The organism is Bradyrhizobium sp. AZCC 2262, assembly GCF_036924535.1.
Taxonomy (GTDB): Bacteria; Pseudomonadota; Alphaproteobacteria; order Rhizobiales; family Xanthobacteraceae; genus Bradyrhizobium.
Map to the genome: position 1 here is coordinate 91,132 of NZ_JAZHRT010000001.1, position 17,778 is coordinate 108,909.

General features: G+C 62.6%; 20 protein-coding genes. 10 read left to right on the forward strand and 10 right to left on the reverse strand.

Annotated elements, in window-relative coordinates:
* Positions 1-548 precede the first annotated feature (548 nt).
* Together V1283_RS00500 and V1283_RS00505 are read left to right on the forward strand one after the other, a co-directional pair.
* Complete coding sequence (locus V1283_RS00500) at positions 549-1,685, forward strand: DUF2336 domain-containing protein (protein ID WP_334384506.1); 1,137 nt, start codon at positions 549-551, stop codon at positions 1,683-1,685.
* 172 nt (positions 1,686-1,857) lie between these two features.
* Positions 1,858-2,280, forward strand: coding sequence for a DUF5413 family protein (locus tag V1283_RS00505; RefSeq protein ID WP_334384507.1), 423 nt, complete (start codon positions 1,858-1,860; stop codon positions 2,278-2,280).
* Between the two features lie 318 nt (positions 2,281-2,598).
* On the opposite strand, the gene V1283_RS00510 is transcribed toward V1283_RS00505, so the two are convergent.
* Positions 2,599-2,847, reverse strand: a complete 249-nt coding sequence (locus V1283_RS00510; RefSeq protein WP_334384508.1) for a GCG_CRPN prefix-to-repeats domain-containing protein — start codon at positions 2,845-2,847, stop codon at positions 2,599-2,601.
* Positions 2,848-2,883: 36 nt separating this feature from the next.
* Complete coding sequence (locus V1283_RS00515) at positions 2,884-3,123, reverse strand: hypothetical protein (protein ID WP_334384509.1); 240 nt, start codon at positions 3,121-3,123, stop codon at positions 2,884-2,886.
* Positions 3,124-3,381: 258 nt separating this feature from the next.
* On the opposite strand from V1283_RS00515, the gene V1283_RS00520 reads away from it, so the two are divergent.
* On the forward strand, positions 3,382-4,344 hold the full coding sequence (locus V1283_RS00520) for an AraC family transcriptional regulator (protein ID WP_334384510.1): 963 nt from the start codon (positions 3,382-3,384) through the stop codon (positions 4,342-4,344).
* 119 nt (positions 4,345-4,463) lie between these two features.
* Positions 4,464-5,000 carry a DUF4112 domain-containing protein gene (locus V1283_RS00525; RefSeq protein WP_334384511.1) on the forward strand — a complete coding sequence of 179 codons (537 nt, stop codon included), beginning with the start codon at positions 4,464-4,466 and terminating at the stop codon, positions 4,998-5,000.
* Positions 5,001-5,162: 162 nt separating this feature from the next.
* Here the strand turns inward: V1283_RS00525 and V1283_RS00530 are convergent, their stop codons facing one another.
* From V1283_RS00530 to msrA, 5 genes are all read right to left on the reverse strand, one after another.
* The gene (locus tag V1283_RS00530; protein ID WP_212417802.1) at positions 5,163-5,447 is read right to left on the reverse strand and encodes a hypothetical protein; all 285 of its coding nucleotides are present in this window, start codon (positions 5,445-5,447) and stop codon (positions 5,163-5,165) included.
* 225 nt (positions 5,448-5,672) lie between these two features.
* Positions 5,673-5,837: a DUF3309 family protein gene (locus V1283_RS00535; RefSeq protein WP_334384512.1), complete on the reverse strand. Its 165-nt coding sequence runs from the start codon at positions 5,835-5,837 to the stop codon at positions 5,673-5,675.
* Between the two features lie 144 nt (positions 5,838-5,981).
* Entirely contained in the window at positions 5,982-6,356 is a 375-nt protein-coding gene (locus V1283_RS00540) for a hypothetical protein (protein WP_334384513.1), read from the reverse strand.
* Between the two features lie 125 nt (positions 6,357-6,481).
* Entirely contained in the window at positions 6,482-6,892 is a 411-nt protein-coding gene (gene msrB / locus V1283_RS00545) for a peptide-methionine (R)-S-oxide reductase MsrB (protein WP_334384514.1), read from the reverse strand.
* Between the two features lie 144 nt (positions 6,893-7,036).
* Positions 7,037-7,756, reverse strand: a complete 720-nt coding sequence (gene msrA, locus V1283_RS00550) for a peptide-methionine (S)-S-oxide reductase MsrA (RefSeq protein ID WP_334384515.1) — start codon at positions 7,754-7,756, stop codon at positions 7,037-7,039.
* Between the two features lie 265 nt (positions 7,757-8,021).
* On the opposite strand from msrA, the gene V1283_RS00555 reads away from it, so the two are divergent.
* A complete protein-coding gene (locus V1283_RS00555; RefSeq protein ID WP_334384516.1) occupies positions 8,022-9,731 on the forward strand; it encodes a caspase family protein in 1,710 nt (569 codons plus the stop codon).
* 97 nt (positions 9,732-9,828) lie between these two features.
* On the opposite strand, the gene V1283_RS00560 is transcribed toward V1283_RS00555, so the two are convergent.
* Positions 9,829-10,944: an ATP-dependent DNA helicase gene (locus V1283_RS00560; RefSeq protein ID WP_334384517.1), complete on the reverse strand. Its 1,116-nt coding sequence runs from the start codon at positions 10,942-10,944 to the stop codon at positions 9,829-9,831.
* A gap of 184 nt (positions 10,945-11,128) precedes the next feature.
* Here V1283_RS00560 and V1283_RS00565 point away from each other — a divergent pair, with 184 nt between their 5' ends.
* Positions 11,129-12,337: an LLM class flavin-dependent oxidoreductase gene (locus tag V1283_RS00565; protein ID WP_334384518.1), complete on the forward strand. Its 1,209-nt coding sequence runs from the start codon at positions 11,129-11,131 to the stop codon at positions 12,335-12,337.
* A 70-nt stretch (positions 12,338-12,407) separates the two neighbouring features.
* On the opposite strand, the gene V1283_RS00570 is transcribed toward V1283_RS00565, so the two are convergent.
* Both V1283_RS00570 and V1283_RS00575 read right to left on the reverse strand, forming a co-directional pair.
* Positions 12,408-13,319 (reverse strand): ABC transporter substrate-binding protein, encoded by a 912-nt coding sequence (locus V1283_RS00570; RefSeq protein ID WP_442895835.1) that lies wholly within the window; start codon positions 13,317-13,319, stop codon positions 12,408-12,410.
* Positions 13,320-13,535: 216 nt separating this feature from the next.
* On the reverse strand, positions 13,536-13,832 hold the full coding sequence (locus V1283_RS00575; protein ID WP_334384519.1) for a hypothetical protein: 297 nt from the start codon (positions 13,830-13,832) through the stop codon (positions 13,536-13,538).
* Positions 13,833-13,886: 54 nt separating this feature from the next.
* Here V1283_RS00575 and V1283_RS00580 point away from each other — a divergent pair, with 54 nt between their 5' ends.
* From V1283_RS00580 to ssuC, 4 genes are read left to right on the forward strand one after another with little or no spacing between them, the layout of a single operon-like run.
* Positions 13,887-14,834, forward strand: a complete 948-nt coding sequence (locus V1283_RS00580; protein WP_334384520.1) for a sulfonate ABC transporter substrate-binding protein — start codon at positions 13,887-13,889, stop codon at positions 14,832-14,834.
* A gap of 24 nt (positions 14,835-14,858) precedes the next feature.
* Positions 14,859-15,812 carry a sulfonate ABC transporter substrate-binding protein gene (locus tag V1283_RS00585; RefSeq protein ID WP_334384521.1) on the forward strand — a complete coding sequence of 318 codons (954 nt, stop codon included), beginning with the start codon at positions 14,859-14,861 and terminating at the stop codon, positions 15,810-15,812.
* The gene (gene ssuD, locus V1283_RS00590) at positions 15,806-16,975 is read left to right on the forward strand and encodes an FMNH2-dependent alkanesulfonate monooxygenase (protein ID WP_442895836.1); all 1,170 of its coding nucleotides are present in this window, start codon (positions 15,806-15,808) and stop codon (positions 16,973-16,975) included. Before V1283_RS00585 ends, ssuD begins: the two co-directional genes overlap by 7 nt.
* A complete protein-coding gene (gene ssuC / locus V1283_RS00595; protein ID WP_334384523.1) occupies positions 16,972-17,778 on the forward strand; it encodes an aliphatic sulfonate ABC transporter permease SsuC in 807 nt (268 codons plus the stop codon). The genes ssuD and ssuC overlap by 4 nt, the downstream gene beginning before the upstream one ends.

The following is a 17,778-nucleotide window of genomic DNA, read 5'->3' on the forward strand; positions in this document are numbered from 1 at the left end:
TTGCGTGCACGCCACTTCGAGCGAAGCGAGAGATGCGCGACAACGAAGTTTTGACGCTTGCGCATTTGCAAGGTTGGCGGGTTTCGAAGGAACGGATGCGGGTCGCTGGGTCTGCGTCCTCCGACCGCGATCGAACGGCGGCCTCCGCGACAGGTCCTGGATGGCCTCCGGAAGCGGACGTTGCCCGGCCCGGTTGCGCCCAGCGGGCCGGGCTCGCCTTCTGCGCCGCAAAACTCGGTAGAAATGCGGATAATCCCGGGTTCGAAACAACCACCCGTTAGGGAAGACTGAGTACGATCGGTGGCTATTGCTCGCACCCGGCTCATTGCTTCGTTGGAGTGAAAAGGCTGCCGAAACCGGCCTTTCGAATGGCGTTCAGATGCTTGTTCATTTCGCTGCCTATGGATCCACGAAGACCCCGGCCATCCCTGCGATGGCGCGGCCGCTGCTGGAAGCGTTCCAAACCGTGGGCGTGAGGGCATGATGCGAGCTGGCGGAACTGGGGTCATGCGGCGGGCCGGTACGATCCGTGCGGAGGTGGGATAGCCATGCCTGCCGCTTCGCCGGATCTGCGCAAGGAATTGAACGGCGCCGAAGAGGATGGACCCGAGCACGATGCCCGGATCTTCGGCGAGGTGACGGACCTGTTCCTGTCCAATGTTGGTCGCCTCGGTGACTCGCAGATTGCAGCCGTCGATGGCGTGCTTGCCCACCTGGTCGAGCGGGTGGAAGCAGCGACCGTGACCCAGCTCAGCGAGGCCCTGTCCACCATCGACCGGGCGCCGCGCCAGACCATCCGCAAGCTTGCGTTCCACGAACAGCCCCAGGTGGCCGCGCCAATTCTGAGACAGTCCAGCTGTCTGTCGGATGCAGACCTGCTTGAAATCGTCAAAAGCCGCGGGCAGCAGCATATGCTGGCGATCTGCGACCGAAAGGCGCTCAACGAAGCGCTGACCGACGCGCTGATGAGATTTGGCGACGTCAACGTCTCCAACGCGCTCGCCCGGAACACAGGGGCGCGTTTCTCCGAATGCGGTTACGCGACGCTGGTGGGGCGGGCGGAGCGTGATGAGGGGCTGGCGGAAAAGCTCGGCGTTCGCGTGGATATTCCCGGCAGCTTGCTGCGGGAGCTCATTGGCAAGGTTGCCGACGTGGTTCGCGCGCGGTTCCTGACAGCGCCGCGGCCTGTCGCGCGCCAGAAAACCCAAAATTCCGCCGCGGCCGCCGCCGCACAGGGCGGCGCGGCCCGCAAGGCGATCGACTACACCCAGGCGCAAAGCGAGGTCGTTGCGCTCAATCGCACCGGCAAGCTGAACGATTCACTCGTCAACCGGTTTGCGGTGAGGGGTGAATACGTCCTCGTGGTCGCAGCCCTTGCCTTGAAAGCCGACGTCAAGGTCGAGGCGATCGAACCCTTGCTCGAGCCCGACCGGGTGTATGGACTGATCGTCGCCTGCAAGGCCGCCCGGCTGACCTGGTCGACAACGACGATGATCGTCCGCAACCGGCCCAATTGCCCGCCATCCACCGATCGCGAGCTCGAACAATGCGTGGCGGTGTTTGAGTCCTTGCTGCTGTCGGTCGCGCAATGGACCATCCGGTTTGGGTCGGATCGGATTCTGGCAAAGAAGAACGAGCCGGCAGCGGCGCCGACGGCGGGCAAGAAGATGAGCCAGCCTGCTTGACGTCGGCTTCAGCATCAAAGGCCGCCTGCCCCTTGACTCCGCCCTGACTGGATTTGAAATTGCTTACGGCCAGAGCGCTGTCGAGATCGGATCTTGTCTGGTCACGGAACCACGCGGTTGATCCGATGGTGAGTCTTTTTTCTCGATCCATAGGCTCAACGCAGAGGTCGCCATGAAACGCTATCTGATCTTCGGAGCCATCGGCCCGTTCGTCGGCGGATTTTTGATGCTGTTCGCGACCACGGTGGCCTCGGGCTACTGGAACGACACCAGCTGGTCGGAGATCGGAAAATTCCTCGGCGCGTTCTTCAAGACGCTGCAATACAGCTATCTGTTCGGCATCGTGCCGGCGCTGATGGTCGGCGCCATCGACGATATTCTCTCTCACTTCAAGCGGATTTCTCCCGTGGCGCGGACGCTGATCCTGGGCGCCATCGGCTTTGCCGCCGCCTCGTTGCTCTATGGCTCCCGCGGGCCGGATACCGGCGTGATGCAGTTTGTGCTCTACGGCATCGTCGGCCTGGTGCCCGCGATGTTGTCGTCCTGGCTGACCCACAAATATGCCGACACGCCGCAGCCGGCGCATTCGACTTGAGCGATATAGAGCGTAGGATGGGTAGAGCGAAGCGAAACCCGTCACCTTTTGCACCGGCATTGATGGGTATCGTTTCGGTCGACCCATCCTGCGGGCTGCTTGAAAATTGAATCCGAAAACCTTCTCGCCGGGACCAGCCGACTACGCAACAAAAACGGCGGACCTTTCGGCCCGCCGCTCATGCGCATGTGATTGCAATACGCGTTACGTGATTGAAAGCCCCGAGCCCGCCGCGGTTTATGCTTGAATTCTAGATTGTTTTCGCAGCCGATCTATCCGGTAAAACCCGGGGGCGGAGACGGGTTTGCCGATCGCGCGTCAGGTCCCGTTGGCGCGGCAGCGGCCGTAGGGGCCGGGGTACCAGCCGCGCGGGCAGGCGTGCGCGGCCGGGTTGACGTAGTTGCGGCGGCAGCCGCCATAGGGGCCGCGGTGCCAGCCACGGCCGCATCCGCCGGCGACCTCGATGACGTTCCTATCGGTCGCGGGCGCGAGCGGTGCCAGCGGCATCGCGTTGGCGCCTGTGACCATCATGCCGAAAACGAAAGCGGTGGCGATCAGCCTGTTCATAAAATCTCTCCCGATATGCTCAGTGGGATATTGCCATCAGCCGCCGGCGAACGCGATGCCGCTGCGGACCTCGCCGATCGCCTGGTCGATCAACTGCAGCGCGCGTTCGCGGTGGCCGCCCTTGTTCGGCGTCGCGGCGGCGAGTTCGGCGCGGGCCGATTGCAACAGGCCGATGCTGGCGGTCATGTGCGGCTGCGCGCCGATGGCGTAGCCGATGCCGATGCTGGCGGCGATCGCGGTCCCGAGCAGCGCCTTGCGGGCGAAGGGTGTCGTCATCTCCTGGTCTCCTCTGAAGTTTTCCAATACGGGCCATTCCGGATGCGGAATGCGGCAACTCCCGGCGGCCGCTGCCGCCGCACGGATAAGGCCGGTCGCAGGCGGTGTCTTGGACTGGCGGGCGCTCGAAGATCGGGGATTGGACTGTCCGGCGCTGTTTTCTTCACGGCGGCGTGTTGCTAGGCTCGGTACGCCCTTCAGCCGGTGTTCATCCGGCCGTGGCCAGACTGTACTGCCTGCCATCAGAACTCCCCGCCAATGCCCGTCCTCAAGAAAATGCTGTCGACCGACATGCTGCCTCAGGGCCTGAGCGAGCGGCAGCGCTTCATGTTTTTCGCCGAGCTGTTCGAGCATTTCTCCAACACCGGCGAACTCGATCCGGCCGAGGACGTGCCGTTTCGCGCCGAGATGAATTCGATCCATGTCGGCACCACCATGCTCGGCCGCTGCGACGGCACCTTCACCACGGTGCGGCGCGAGAGGCGCCAGGTGCTGGCGACCAATGACGACCGCTACTGCCTGGCGCGCAACACCGGCAGCCATGAGTCCCGCGTCACCCATCGCGGCCGCGAATTCGTGATGCGGCCGGGCTCGATGGCGCTGCTCAAGCTCGACGAGCCGTTCTTCGCCGCCGACGGCATGAACGAAAAGCGCTTCACCAACGTGCACCTGCCGATGGTGACGCTGAAGGCGATGGTGGCTGATGTCGACGATCTGGTCGGCCGCGAGCTCGAGCCGGGTGGGGCGCTGTCGCTGGCGATGGATTACAGCGATCTGTTGCTGCGCCATCCGGGCGCCGTCGACGAGGCGGGCGTTGCCATTGCAGGCCATCTGATGGATCTGGCGGCGCTCGGCCTCGGCGCGCGCAGCGATGTCGCTGGGGCCGCCCGGCGCGGCGGCGTGCGCGCGGTGCGGCTGAAGGCCGTGCTGATGATTTTGGAAAAGCGTTTTGCGGAGCCGGATTTTTCCGCGCAGAAACTTGCCGCCGCCGCAGGTCTGTCCGAGCGCTATGTCAACGAATTGCTCTATGAAGCCGGCGCCAGCTTCACCCTGCGGCTGCTGGAATTGCGGCTGCGCAAGGCGGCGGACCTGCTGGCGCATGCCGGCGAGCGGCGCATCAGCGACATCGCCTTCGATTGCGGCTTCAACGATCTGTCTTATTTCAACCGCTGCTTCCGCCGCCGCTTCGGCCTGACGCCGACGGCGGCGCGGGGGAGGTAAAGCGTTTTCAAGCGAAGTGGAAACCGGTTCGCGTGAAGAAAACGCGCCAAAATCAAAGGCCTTGAAAGCGAAAGCGATATTTTGACGCAACTTGCAGCTCGCATTCGCGTTACCATCTGATGGCCATGACAAACGACGATATTTTCACGCCGCCGCGTTCACGTTCCGGGCAGTCTTCCCGGACGCGCACGGTCGGGCGCGGCCCAGTCATCGACCAAGAGGGGCGCGAAATCCCCGAAGGCCCGCTGCACACGCAGTTCGAAGGTTTCCGGTTCGATTTCGGTCATTCCGCCGCCAATCCGTTCGGCGATCTGACGCGCGAGCAACGGCTGGCGCGGCTCGATGCCATCGCCAAATTGCTGGATGTCGCCTTCATCGTACCCGGCACCAAGTTCCGCTACGGCATCGACGGGCTGATCGGCCTGATCCCCGTGGTCGGCGACATCATCACGACCGCGATTTCGCTGTGGGTGGTGCGCGAGGCGCGTGCGCTCGGGGCGCCCTGGCACATCACAGCGCGGATGCTTGCCAACGTCGCGGTTGACGGCGTGGTCGGCATGGTGCCGGTCGCGGGCGACGCCTTCGACGTCATGTTCCGCGCCAACGTCCGCAACGTGCGCATGCTCAAGCGCTGGCTCGACAAGCAGCCGCGCTAAAGCATTATCGGTTCTGATTACATCAGAACCGATAATGCTTTAGATTCTTGTTTTGACGCCGTTTTCTTCACGCGAACCGGTACCCACTTCGCTCGAAAACGCTACAACGAAAACGCCCCCGGCGACGATCGCCGGGAGCGCGCTGTTTGACAATATAGAGGCTTAGGCCGCGTCGGCCTTGTCTTCGGCGCTGGCGGGTGCGCGCGGACGGCGCGGCAGCGGGAAGGCTTCGCTTTCATAGAGCGAGCGGATGCCGCTCTGGTCGAAGCGGGCTTCCTCGACCTGCAGGTAGGCGCCATTCAGCGAGTCCGCCGGCAGCTCCTCGATCGCGAAGCGAACTGCTTCGGCCGCGGTGCCAAAACGCCGATAGGCAAAGCCAGCCCGCTTCTTCTTGCGGATCGCGGCGGGAAACAGTTCGGCGGCGGTGTTGTAGCTGAAGGGACGCATGGACGGTGACCTCAATCTTTTTCGGCTCTTGCGTGTGAGCAATGGGGATTGGATGACGGTGGGGCCACAGTTGCGGGCCGCGCCGTGCACGTCATTTCGCTCCCTAATATAAGCTTCTTTGACAAAAATGCGACCCCTGAAGCCATCGATCGGGGGTGATAATGAATCCACGCATAGCTACCGGGAACACAAATTAATTCAAGTTATTTCAATGGTTTATTTGGCTCACAGCTTGCCGAGCAGGAGCAGGATGAGAAGCACGATTAAAATGACGCCACCGAGGCCCATCACGGAACGGCCCCTGCCGCGGCCGTAACGGCCGAACCGGCCGGAAAAGCCGCCCAGCAGGACAATAATCAAGATGATGATGAGTATCGTTCCAAGCGACATGGCGCGCTCTCCGAAGGCCAGCGAGCATGAGCAAAACGACGCCCGCGCGGTCCGGATCAAAGCATATTCCGGGTCGCAAGTCCTTGGTCGATCCGACGAGAGGGGTGAAGTTTGGTGCGCCGACTGCAGGCAATGACGGAGAAACTATTTCTTCGTCTCGTCGATCGGCAGCACCTTCAACGGCGTCGCATAAGGCTCGACGCGAAGGCTATCCGTGGCGATCAGGCCGATCTTGTGCAGCGGCGCCTGCTCGAGATCGCCGCCGGCGGATTTGCGCACCGCGTATTGCCACGCGCTCATCGAGCCTTTGGCGACCAGCATCTTGGCGACGCCGCCGGCGTTCTGGCCTTCCATCTGGGCAAGGTCGCCCTCGCTGATCCCGATCACGATCTCGTCCCTGGCGGTGATGACCTTGAACAGGGAGACCTTGTCGGCGGCAAAGGCAGGCTGGATCACGACGCTCTCCATGATGAGGGCGGCAAGCCCGAGACCGCACAGCAGGCGTTTGGAAATGTGCATTTCGAAATTTTCCTTGAAGTTTGCGCGCCGGGCAAACCGGGCAAAGCGTCCCACCCAACAAAAACCCCGCGCGACCAGCTCTTGGTCGCACGGGGATTGGAACAAGTTCGAGCGTTGCCGAAACTTTATTTCGGCTGCAGCTTCAAGGCGGCCGAGTTGATGCAGTAGCGCAGGCCGGTCGGGCCGGGGCCGTCGGGGAAGACGTGGCCGAGATGGCCGTTGCATTTCGAGCACAAAACTTCGGTGCGGACCATGCCGTGGCTGACATCGCGCTCCTCGTCGACATGGCCGTCCACGGCGGGCGCGGTGAAGCTCGGCCAGCCGCAGCCGGAGTCGAACTTGGCATCCGATTCGAACAGCGTCTGGCCGCAGCCGGCGCAGGTATAGGTGCCCTTGCGGTGCTCGTGCTCATATTCGCCGGAGAACGGCCGCTCGGTCGCCTTCTCGCGCAGCACCGCGTACTGCATCGGTGAAAGCTCCTTGCGCCACTCGGCCTCGCTCTTGACGACCTTGCTGGATGTTTTGGTGTCGGACATGCAATCTCCTCGGGTTCGTTGTCATTCCGGGGCGCGAAGCGAATTATGGGGCGCTCTTGCGCCCCTGAGAATCTCGAGATTCCCCGATGTGCAATTGCACATCTGAGGTCTGGTCCTTCGGACCATCCCGGAATGACAAGCGCATTAGTTGGTAGCCTTGGCGTTGCTCACCAGCGTCGGCTTGTCGATGTAGTTCTCGGTGAAGATCTTCTTCAAATTCTCGACCTTCGGGATGTCGTTGAAGGCAATATAGGGCTGGTTCGGGTGCAGCGTCAGGTAGTCCTGGTGATAGTCTTCCGCCGCGTAGAACGCCTGCAGCGGGCCGACCTTGGTCACGATCGGCTTCTTGTAGACCTTGGCGGCGTTGAGCTGGGCGATATAGGCCTCCGCCACCTTCTTTTGCTCGTCATTGGCGGTGAAGATCGCCGAGCGATATTGCGTGCCGGTGTCCGGGCCCTGGCGGTTCAATTGCGTCGGGTCATGCACGACGGAAAAGAAGATCTGCAGGATCTTGCCGTAGCTGATCTTCTTCGGATCGTACTTGATCTCGACCGACTCGGCGTGTCCCGTCGTGCCGGTGCCGATCATGGTGTAGTTCGCGGTCATCTTGCTGCCGCCGGAATAGCCGGACACCGCGTTGAGAACGCCTGATGTGTGCTGGTACACGCCCTGCACGCCCCAGAAGCAGCCGCCGGCGATCACGGCGCTCTGGATGCCGTCGGCCGCCTGTACGTCGACGGCGGGTGGCGGAATGATGACAGCCTCCTCCGAGGCGCGCGAGGGGCTGATGGCGAACGCGGCGATGGCCAGCGCGCCGATGGCGGCAGCGCACAGCGACAGGCGGCTGAGATGGCGAGGGGACATGGTTTCCTCTTTCGGCAATGGTTGGGGGCAGTCTAGAGCGGGATCGGCGTTTCGCAATTGGCTCAGGGCGGTCCGATGCCCTAGATACGGCCCTGGCTGCCGATTGTTACGGCCCGCGCCACACGAGTTCGTGAATAAAGCTACGTCCGCGCAAGGCCTTAAGGCGGGGCGAGCGGTTACGCTTGACCGGCGCGGGCCTGCCTTTCCACAATGAACCGCCGGTCGCGCGCCGCGACCAAAATCCATGCACCGGAGTGTTTTGCCGATGTTGCGGGCCTTGTTGCTGGGTCTCGTCATGCTTGCCGCCGCCGGCCCTGCGCGGGCCGCCGGCGATGTCGACACCTGCCGGAATTCCACGGCGGAACCCGTCGCACGCCTCGCCGCCTGCGAGAGCGTGATCGCCGACGACAAGATCACCGGCCCCTCCCGGGCAGCCGCCTTCTGGTTTCGTGGCGACAGCCTGATGAAGAAGCGGGACTACGATGGCGCCATCGCGGCGTTCACCGCCTCCCACGAGATCGCGCCCCAGAATATCAACGTCATCAACGCGCGCGGCATTGCCTACAGCTACAAGGGCGACGACGAGCGTGCGCTCGCCGATTACGATCTGTGCCTGCAGTTGCGTCCAACTTACGGCAGTGCCTACAACAACCGCGGCCTGATCTTCATGCGCAGGGGAGAGCTGCAGCGGGCCCTCGATGAGTTCGACCTGGCGGTCAAGCATATCTTCAATGATCAGAGCCGCTACCTGCACCATTACAACCGGGGCCGCCTGCAAGGATTGATGAAGCGGTATGATGCCTCGCTCGCCGACTTCGACGAGGCGCAAAAGGTCAATCCCGACGGTCCGCAAGTTCCGGCCTACCGGTGCATCACCTACACCGGCATGGGCAGGTTCGATGACGCGCTCGTTGACTGCAATGCAGCGTTGGCGAAGTCGCCGAACAATGTTTACGCGCTGACCAGCCGCGGCAATGCCAATCTCGGCAAAGGCAATCTCGACGCCGCCCTCAACGATTATGAACAGGTGCTCAAGATCAATCCGAACTACGTTCGCGCCTATGTCGGCCGCGGCCAGCTTTTCGAGAAACGCCGCAACCTTGCCGCCGCACGTGCCGACTATCGCTCGGCGGCCAACGCCGTGGCGGCGCGGCGCGAGGACATCGACACCACGCTGGCGCGCGCCGTCGCCAAGGAGCGGCTGGAAGCGTTGCTGGGCACGGCCGCGCCGGCGGGCAAGGCTTTGCCGTCGACGCCGCAACCGGCGGGGCCGCGCAAGGTCGCGCTGATCGTCGGCAATGGCGCCTACCAGAACGTTGCCCCGCTGGATAATCCGCCGCGCGATGCCAAACTGATCGCGTCGACGTTTCGCGAGCTCGGCTTCGCCACGGTGACGCTGGCGCCCGATCTCACCCGGGATAAATTCTTCGCCACCCTGCACGAATTCGGCGTGGAGGCCGAAAAGGCGGATTGGGCCGTCGTCTATTATGCCGGTCACGGCATGGAAATCGGCGGCGTGAATTATCTGATTCCGGTCGATGCCAGGCTGAAGGCCGACAGCGACGCGGAAACGCAGGCGGTTGCGCTGGAGCAGGTCATCGCAGCCGTGGCCGGCGCGCGAAAGCTGCGCCTGGTGATGCTCGACGCCTGCCGCGACAACCCGTTCGAGAAGACCATGCAGCGGACGATTGCGCTAAAACTGGTCAACCGCGGCTTTTCCAACATCGAGCCGGAAGCCGGCTTCATGGTGGTCTACGCCGCCAAGCACGGCGAGACCGCGCTCGACGGCGATTCGGTCAACAGCCCGTTCGCCACGGTGCTCGCGCGCGTCATCAAGGAGCCGAAGATCGAGGTGCGCAAGCTGTTCGACATCGTCCGTGACGATGTCTGGAAGGCGACCAATCGCACGCAACAGCCGTTCACCTACGGCTCGCTGCCGGGGCGCGAGGATTTTTACTTCGTGGCGGGGAAATAGTCTCTGCCGTCATTCCGGGGCGATGCGAAGCATCGAACCCGGAATCTCGAGATTCCGGGTCTGGTGCTGCGCACCATCCCGGAATGACGGAAAAACCTTACACCACCACGCTCAGCCGTTTCGCCGCGCGCGTGATGCCGGTGTAGAGCCATCTCGCCCGGCTGTCCTGGAATGCAAAGCTTTCGTCGAACAGCACCACGTCGTCCCATTGCGAGCCCTGTGACTTGTGCACGGTGAGCACATAGCCATAGTCGAACTCGTCATACGGCTTGCGCTGTTCCCACGGGATCGCCTCGATGCCGCCCTCGAAGCAATCATGGCGCACCGAGACTTTTGTCACCTTGTGGCCGAACTCCTCGTCGGGCGAGAGCCGCATGGTCAGGATTTTTGATTTCGCCCGCGGCTGGGTGCGCGACTTCACCCGCCACAACCCACCGTTGAACAGGCCTTTCTTGCGGTTGTTGCGCAGGCAGACCAGCTTGTCGCCGGCCACCGGAAAGAGGTCCTCGATATTCTGTTTCTGGCGAACGCGCATGTTGTAGGCGCGGCGCGTGTTGTTGCGGCCGACCAGCACCTGGTCGGCGCTCATCACGCGATCCGGGTCGAGCTCGCTGCGCGCCACCACCTCGCTCTCGCCATGGCGGCCGATTTCGAGTTCGCGGCCCTCGCGGATATCCATCGACATCCGCACGATCGGGTCGTCCTGCGCCTGGCGATGCACCTCGGTCAGCATCGCGTCGGGCTCGCAGTCCGTGAAGAAGCCGCCGCCCTGGATCGGCGGCAATTGTGCGGGGTCGCCGAGCACCAGCAGCGGACAGTCGAACGACATCAGGTCGCGGCCGAGCTCGGCATCGACCATCGAACACTCGTCGATCACGATGAGCTTGGCCTTGGAAGCGGGCGCGTCGTCCCACAGCTCGAAACTCGGCTGCTCGACGCCGGATTCCTTGGCGCGATAGATCAGCGAGTGAATGGTGGAGGCGTTGTCGCAACCCTTGTTGCGCATCACCAGCGCCGCCTTGCCGGTGAAAGCCGCGTACTTCACCTCGCCGTCGACACCGTCCGCGATGTGACGCGCCAGCGTGGTCTTGCCGGTGCCGGCATAGCCGAACAGCCGGAACACCGGCGGCGTGCCGTTCCGGCCGGGCTTGGCCTTCAGCCAGTCGGCAACGGCCTTCAGCGCGGAATCCTGATGCGGCGTGAACGTAGTCATGGGGTCCAGATGGGAGGCAAGGAGCGCGGAGACCGCGACTCAATAGACCGTAAAGCTAACCATTCGCGCGTTCCATGCAAGGCTGCTTCCGTGGCACGGAATTGCTGTTTCGCAGCCGAGGCTGGACTTAGGATGGATGGCGAATACACTGTCCGCAAAACAACAAGCGTTCATGGGAGGCGTCATGAAATTCGGCATCTTTTACGAGCTCCAACTGCCGCGCCCATGGGAAGAGGGTGACGAGCTCCGGCTCTACCAGAACGCGCTGACCCAACTCGAGACCGCCGACCGATTCGGCTATGACCATGCCTGGGTGGTGGAGCATCATTTCCTCGAGGAATATTCGCACTCGCCTGCGCCGGAATCCTTTCTCGCCGCCGCCAGCCAGCGCACCAAAAATATCCGGCTCGGCCACGGCATTTTTCAGCTCACCACCAACCATCCGGCGCGGGTCGCCGAACGCGTCGCGGTGCTCGATCTCCTGTCAAATGGCCGCTGCGAGTTCGGTATGGGCGAGAGCGCGTCCATCACCGAACTGACGCCGTTCGGCCGCGACATGGAAACCAAGCGCGAGGTGTTCGAGGAAGCGGTGCAGGCAATCTTTCCGATGTTCACGAAGGTGGGCACCGAGCATCACGGCAAATATTTCGACATCCCGTTGCGCAACGTGGTGCCCAAGCCTGTCCAGAAGCCGCATCCGCCGCTGTGGATGGCCTGCTCGCAGCTGCCGACCATCGAGCGCGCCGGCGAGAACGGTTTTGGCGCCCTCGGCTTCCAGTTCGTCAGCGCGGACGCGGCGCATGCCTGGGTGCATGCCTATTACAACGCGATTACAAAACGACTGAAGAAGCTCGCCGATTACGAGATCAATCCGAACATGGCGCTGGTCTCGTTCTTCATGTGCGCCAAGACCGACGAGGAAGCCCGCGCCCGTGCGGACGGCGCCACCTTCTTCCAGTTCGCGCTGCGCTTCTACGGCGCCTCGCAGAACCGGCAGCGGCCGGACCCCGGCACCGTCAACATGTGGGACGAGTACAACAAGTGGAAGCGGGAGAACCCGGAAGCGCAGGAGGCGGCGCTGCGCGGCGGCCTGATCGGATCGCCGGAAACCATCCGCAAGAAGCTGCGGCGTTTCCGTTCCTCCCATATCGACCAGGTGATCCTACTCAACCAGGCCGGCAAGAACACCCACGAGCACATCTGCGAATCGCTCGAACTGTTCGGCAAAGAGGTGATGCCGGAATTCCAGAACGACCCCGAGCATGATGCCTGGAAGAAAGGCGTGATGAGCGGTGCGATCCAGCTTGAGGAAATCGACACCGAGGCCTTTAAGGATCGTTACGGCAAGCTGGCGGTGAGCGTCTCACCGGCGCCCAAGGTGGCGGCGGGATAATAGTTGTCGTGGATATCCCGCCGAGCGCGGCGCGATGGAGGTAAGTCGTGCCACGCTCGTGCTGCGAGCGTCAGTTTAAGTTCGCAGCCGCCGTGAAGGTGCGGTCGACGGCGTTGTTGACGTCGAGCGTCTTCGACAGGATGCCGTAGCGGGTGGCGCGGTCGGATGCTTCCTGAATTTCCCTGACGATGCTTTCGTCGATCGCGATCGGACTGGTGCGTTGCGCCTTGTAGGCGCTCAGCAGCACGTCTTCGGGAAGTTTGGTGAGTTCCGCGGTATTCTTCGCGTATTCAGGCAGATGATCCAGCGACCATAGCCGTGCCTTGTTGAGCCGCTGCACGAGATCCTGCACGGCCGCGCGTTTGGTGGCGATAGCGCTATCGGATGCGACGATGAAGGTGACGGTCGGCGTCAGGCCTTCACCGTCGGCGATCACCCGCGCATTATCCTTGAGCGTGGCATAGGACACGTAAGGCTCCCAGGCCGCCCATGCATCGATCGAGCCGGCGACCAGCGCGATCTTTGCGTCCACCGGCCCAAGCGGTGCGAAGGTCGCGTCGTCGATCTTGTATCCGGCTTTCTCCAGCGTCGCGTCGATCAGGAACTGGCCCCAGCCGCCGCGCGTTCCCGCGAGGCGCTTGCCCTTGAGGTCAACGACCGACCTGATCGGCGAGTCCCGGCGGACGAGGATTGCTTCCGTCCTGGCATCGGAGCGGGTGCCGCCGATGGCCTTGATCGGGGCGCCGGCTGCATACACGGTGAGGAACGAGAGGTCGCCGGTATAGCCGACATCCAGCGCACCCGCGTTCAGCGCTTCGAGGATCGGCGCGGCAGCAGGAAATTCCGACCATTCGATCCTGTAAGGCAAATCCTTCGCGTAGCCTGAGATTTCGAGCAAGGAACGGTTGCCGCCCTTCTGGTCGCCGACGCGGAGCGTCACGGTGTCCGCGGCCAGCGCCGATGCGGCGATGGCCACGCCCATCGCCGCGCTGAGCAACGTTGCGCCGAGGCGATAGAGACGCGCGCGGGCGCGCGATTCGAGCTTGGTTGCATTCATGTTTTTGATCTTTCTCATTTCACCCGCTGCATTGCGTGGGCGCAATCAGCGATCCACAAAGCCTACGAGCGGTCGAAACGCAGTCAATGAAATGGCTGACTGAATTGTCTTATGAGGTCGCAATGAATCATTCGTTCGAATTCATTGTCGTGAAACGAAATCATATGCAGCGTGGCTGGCGCTTAAATACTGTGCAGCAAGTAGCTCACGGCGAGCGCCTTTAATCATGTCGTCGAAGTTTCGCCGCGCGAAGCGATCGGCAGAAAAAGTCACAGCGCCGTGAAGCGGTGGACACGGTTCCGATCGTGCGTGCTGCGGGAAAAAATATCGTCGCAATCGTTCATTCAACAATAAATGCGTCGTGGCGTTGTCGAATGGCAGAACGCGCATCGTTATTTTTTGCAGGCGCTCGACAGTCTGAGCCGACGATCCCATCATCCTGACATCGCATGATCGCGGAACGCCGCGCGCATGCTCGTCTGGAGATTTGGAATGAAGCGTCGGGAGTTTCTCGGATTGTCGGTTGGAGGTGCAATAGCGGCGCTATCGTCGCGCGCGGAGGCGCAGACAACCGTCAAGGAAATAAGGATTGGTTACCAGAAGACCGGCGTACTGGTGATCGCGCGGCAGCAGGCCGTGCTCGAGAAGCGGTTTGCCGGCAAGCAGATCGGCATCAAATGGATCGAGTTCACCTCGGGGCCGCCCTTGCTGGAGGCCATGAGCATCGGCAGCGTCGATCTGGGTGCCGTCGGCGATACGCCGCCGATCTTCGCCCAGGCCGCGAACGCCAATGTCGTCTATGTCGCGGGATCGCGGATCACCAACGGGCAGGGCATTCTCGTCCCCGCCAATTCCGGCATCCGCAGCATTGCCGACCTGAAAGGCAAGCGCGTCGGGTTTACAAAAGGCTCCAGCGCCCACAACGTGGTGATCGCCACGCTGGAAACGGCCGGGCTCACTTATGAGGACATTACCCCGGTTTATCTGACGCCGCCCGATGCGGGGCCGGCCTTCGCCAATGGCAGCATCGAAGCGTGGGCGATCTGGGATCCGTATTTTGCGATCGGCGAGAAGCGCCAGAACGGTCGGATCCTGATCAACGCCCATGAAGTCGCCAAGACCAATTCGTTCTATTTGGCCAACCGCGATTTCGCCAACACCCATGTGCGGGAAACCCGCGAGGTGATCGACGGGCTGGCGGAGGCCGCGCGCTGGGCAGAGATCAATCGCGCCGAAGTCGCGAGCGCGCTTGCCGCGGTCACCGGCGTGCCGCTTGAAGTCCAGACCGTTGCGGCCAACCGCGCCTCGTTCCTGATCGGTCCTGTGACCGACGAGATTGTCACGACGCAGCAGGCCGTCGCCGATCGCTTCCACAGGCTCGGCCTGATTCCGAAGCCGATCGCCGTCCGCGACATCGTCTGGCGGCATACCCAGAGCTGAATTCCGAACGAGAGGACGTAACTCATGACGCGTTTGATTCAACGCTTGATCGCGAGCGCCGTGCTGTCGATCAGCATGGTCGCCGCCACCGTCGGTGCTTCCTACGGGCAGGAAAAGGTGGTGCGCATCGGCTTCCAGAAATATGGCAAGCTGGTGCTGCTCAAGAGCAAGGGCACTCTGGAGGAGAAGCTGAAGACCGCCGGCTACAAGGTGGTGTGGACGGAGTTTCCATCCGGTCCGCCGCTGCTCGAAGCGCTCAATGTCGGCGCCATCGATTTCGGTAACACCGGGGAAGCCCCGCCGATCTTCGCGCAGGCGGCCGGTGCGCCCATTCAGTATGTCGCCTATGAGCCGCCGGCCCCGAAGGGTGAGGCTATCCTGGTGCCGAAGGACAGCAAGCTCAATTCGGTCGCCGACCTCAAAGGCAAGAAGGTCGCGCTGAACAAGGGCTCCAACGTTCACTATCTCCTGGTGAAGGCGCTGGAGAAGGCCGGCGTCAAATACTCCGAGATCGAGCCGGTGTTTCTGGCACCGGCCGACGCCCGCGCGGCGTTCGAGCGCGGTGCGGTCGATGCCTGGGTGATCTGGGATCCGTTCCAGGCCGCCGCGGAAGCCGCCACCGGCGGACGCACACTCGCCGACGGCACCGGCATCGTCGCCAACTACCAGTTCTATTTCTCATCGAAGAAGTTCGTGGAGAGCGATCCGAAGATCGTCGATCTGGTGCTGGCTCAACTCAGCGAGGTCGACGACTGGGCCAAGGTGGATATCCATGCCGTCGCTGAGCAGCTTGCCCCTGCGATCGGACTTTCCGTCCCGGTCGTTGAAGTCGCGCTCAAGCGACAGTCCTACGGCATCAAGCCGATCACGGAGAGCGTCATCGCCGACCAGCAACAGGTCGCGGACACGTTCTTCGCGCTCGGGCTCATCCCGAAGCAAATCAAGATTTCTGACGTGGCCCGGAGGTCCGGATCGTGAGCACGCAACCCAACGCCAATATTCTCTGGTTCCTGCCAACCCATGGCGACGGCCGTTATCTCGGCACCACGACCGGTGGGCGCGAGGTGAACTTCAATTACCTGCGCCAGATCGCGCAGGCCGCCGATCAGCTCGGCTATTTCGGCGTGCTGCTGCCAACGGGGCGAAGCTGCGAGGATTCCTGGGTGGTTGCCTCGGCCGTGGCGCCATGGACCGAGCGGCTGCGTTATCTGGTGGCGGTGCGGCCCGGGCTGCAGTCGCCCAGCGTTGCCGCGCGCATGACCGCGACGCTCGACCGGGTGTCGAACGGGCGTCTGCTCATCAATGTCGTCACCGGCGGCGATCCCATCGAGAACAAGGGCGATGGCGTCTTCCTGTCGCATGACGAGCGCTATGAGGTGACGCGCGAGTTTCTCAACGTCTATAGCGACCTGCTCGCGGGCAAGACCGTCAATGTCGAGGGCAAGCACATTCGCATCGAAGACGGCAGGTTGCTGTTCCAGCCGGTGCAGTCGCCGCGGCCGCCGCTCTATTTCGGCGGATCGTCGGATGCAGGCATCGACGTCGCCGTCGACGCCGTCGACAAGTACCTGACGTGGGGCGAGCCGCCGGCGCTGGTCGCCGAAAAGGTCAACCGAGTGAAGGCGGCTGCGGCCGCGCGCGGGCGAAAGCTGTCGTTTGGCATTCGCCTGCACGTGATCGTACGCGAGACCAATGCGGAAGCGTGGAAGGCCGCCGATGAACTGATCCAGCACGTCACCGACGAAACCGTCGCTTCGGCGCAAAAAATCTTCTCCCGGATGGATTCGGTCGGCCAGCAGCGCATGGCGCAGTTGCATGGCGGCCGCCGTGACAAGCTCGAGATCAGTCCCAATCTCTGGGCCGGCGTCGGCCTGGTACGCGGCGGTGCGGGTACCGCATTGGTTGGTGACCCCGAAACCGTCGCAGCGCGGATCAGGGAATATCAGGATATTGGCGTCGATACCTTCATTATGTCCGGCTACCCGCATCTGGAGGAAGCCTATCGCTTCGCCGAGCTGGTGTTTCCGCTGCTGTCTCTCGACAAGGCTAGCAACGTCACACCGATCCGCCTCAATACCGGGCCGTTCGGCGAAACCATCGGCAATGAATACCGCCCGCAAAAGCAGGCATCGCAATCATGAGTCTCATCGACAGTTTTTCGCGCGTCAGTGCACCGAAACTGCCGCGGATCGACGGCCTGATCCCGTGGATCGTGCCGTTTTCCATCATCCTGATCTGGCAGGCCGCCTGCGTCACCGGCTTCGTGTCCGCACGCGTGCTGCCGGCGCCGAGCGACGTCGCGCTGGCGGGATGGAAACTCCTGCTATCTGGTGAACTCGTCCGCAACATCTGGGTCAGTTTTTGGCGCGCCAGCGTCGGCTTCCTGATCGGAGGCAGCATCGGCTTCGCGTTCGGCCTCGCCAACGGCCTGTCGCAGCTCTCCAGCAGGCTCACGGATACGACGCTGCAAATGGTGCGCAACATTCCGCATTTGGCACTGATCCCGCTGGTCATCCTGTGGTTCGGGATCGATGAATCGGCAAAGCTGTTCCTGGTCGCGCTCGGCGTGTTCTTTCCGATCTATCTCAACACGCTGCACGGCATTCGCACCGTCGATCCGCAATTGATCGAGATGGGACGCATCTATGGCATGACCGACGGCGAATTGTTCCGCCGGGTGATCTTCCCGGGCGCGCTGCCGTCGATCTTCGTCGGATTACGCTTTGCGCTCGGCATCATGTGGCTGACATTGATCGTGGCCGAAACGATCGCTGCGTCATCGGGCCTTGGCTACATGGCGATGCAGGCGCGCGAGTTCATGCTGATCGACGTCGTGGTGCTGTCGATCCTGATCTATGCCTTGCTCGGCAAGCTGGCCGACAGCGCCTCGCGCACGCTGGAGCGGCTGACGCTGTCCTGGCATCCGGCCTTCCAGAAACATTGA

Coding starts and splice junctions, on each gene's coding strand:
- V1283_RS00500 (WP_334384506.1), top strand. CDS start 549: ATGCCTGCCGCTTCGCCGGATCTGCGCAAGGAATTGAACGGCGCCGAA.
- V1283_RS00505 (WP_334384507.1), top strand. CDS start 1,858: ATGAAACGCTATCTGATCTTCGGAGCCATCGGCCCGTTCGTCGGCGGA.
- V1283_RS00510 (WP_334384508.1), bottom strand. CDS start 2,847: ATGAACAGGCTGATCGCCACCGCTTTCGTTTTCGGCATGATGGTCACA.
- V1283_RS00515 (WP_334384509.1), bottom strand. CDS start 3,123: ATGACGACACCCTTCGCCCGCAAGGCGCTGCTCGGGACCGCGATCGCC.
- V1283_RS00520 (WP_334384510.1), top strand. CDS start 3,382: ATGCCCGTCCTCAAGAAAATGCTGTCGACCGACATGCTGCCTCAGGGC.
- V1283_RS00525 (WP_334384511.1), top strand. CDS start 4,464: ATGGCCATGACAAACGACGATATTTTCACGCCGCCGCGTTCACGTTCC.
- V1283_RS00530 (WP_212417802.1), bottom strand. CDS start 5,447: ATGCGTCCCTTCAGCTACAACACCGCCGCCGAACTGTTTCCCGCCGCG.
- V1283_RS00535 (WP_334384512.1), bottom strand. CDS start 5,837: ATGTCGCTTGGAACGATACTCATCATCATCTTGATTATTGTCCTGCTG.
- V1283_RS00540 (WP_334384513.1), bottom strand. CDS start 6,356: ATGCACATTTCCAAACGCCTGCTGTGCGGTCTCGGGCTTGCCGCCCTC.
- msrB (WP_334384514.1), bottom strand. CDS start 6,892: ATGTCCGACACCAAAACATCCAGCAAGGTCGTCAAGAGCGAGGCCGAG.
- msrA (WP_334384515.1), bottom strand. CDS start 7,756: ATGTCCCCTCGCCATCTCAGCCGCCTGTCGCTGTGCGCTGCCGCCATC.
- V1283_RS00555 (WP_334384516.1), top strand. CDS start 8,022: ATGTTGCGGGCCTTGTTGCTGGGTCTCGTCATGCTTGCCGCCGCCGGC.
- V1283_RS00560 (WP_334384517.1), bottom strand. CDS start 10,944: ATGACTACGTTCACGCCGCATCAGGATTCCGCGCTGAAGGCCGTTGCC.
- V1283_RS00565 (WP_334384518.1), top strand. CDS start 11,129: ATGAAATTCGGCATCTTTTACGAGCTCCAACTGCCGCGCCCATGGGAA.
- V1283_RS00570 (WP_442895835.1), bottom strand. CDS start 13,319: ATGGGCGTGGCCATCGCCGCATCGGCGCTGGCCGCGGACACCGTGACG.
- V1283_RS00575 (WP_334384519.1), bottom strand. CDS start 13,832: ATGATGGGATCGTCGGCTCAGACTGTCGAGCGCCTGCAAAAAATAACG.
- V1283_RS00580 (WP_334384520.1), top strand. CDS start 13,887: ATGAAGCGTCGGGAGTTTCTCGGATTGTCGGTTGGAGGTGCAATAGCG.
- V1283_RS00585 (WP_334384521.1), top strand. CDS start 14,859: ATGACGCGTTTGATTCAACGCTTGATCGCGAGCGCCGTGCTGTCGATC.
- ssuC (WP_334384523.1), top strand. CDS start 16,972: ATGAGTCTCATCGACAGTTTTTCGCGCGTCAGTGCACCGAAACTGCCG.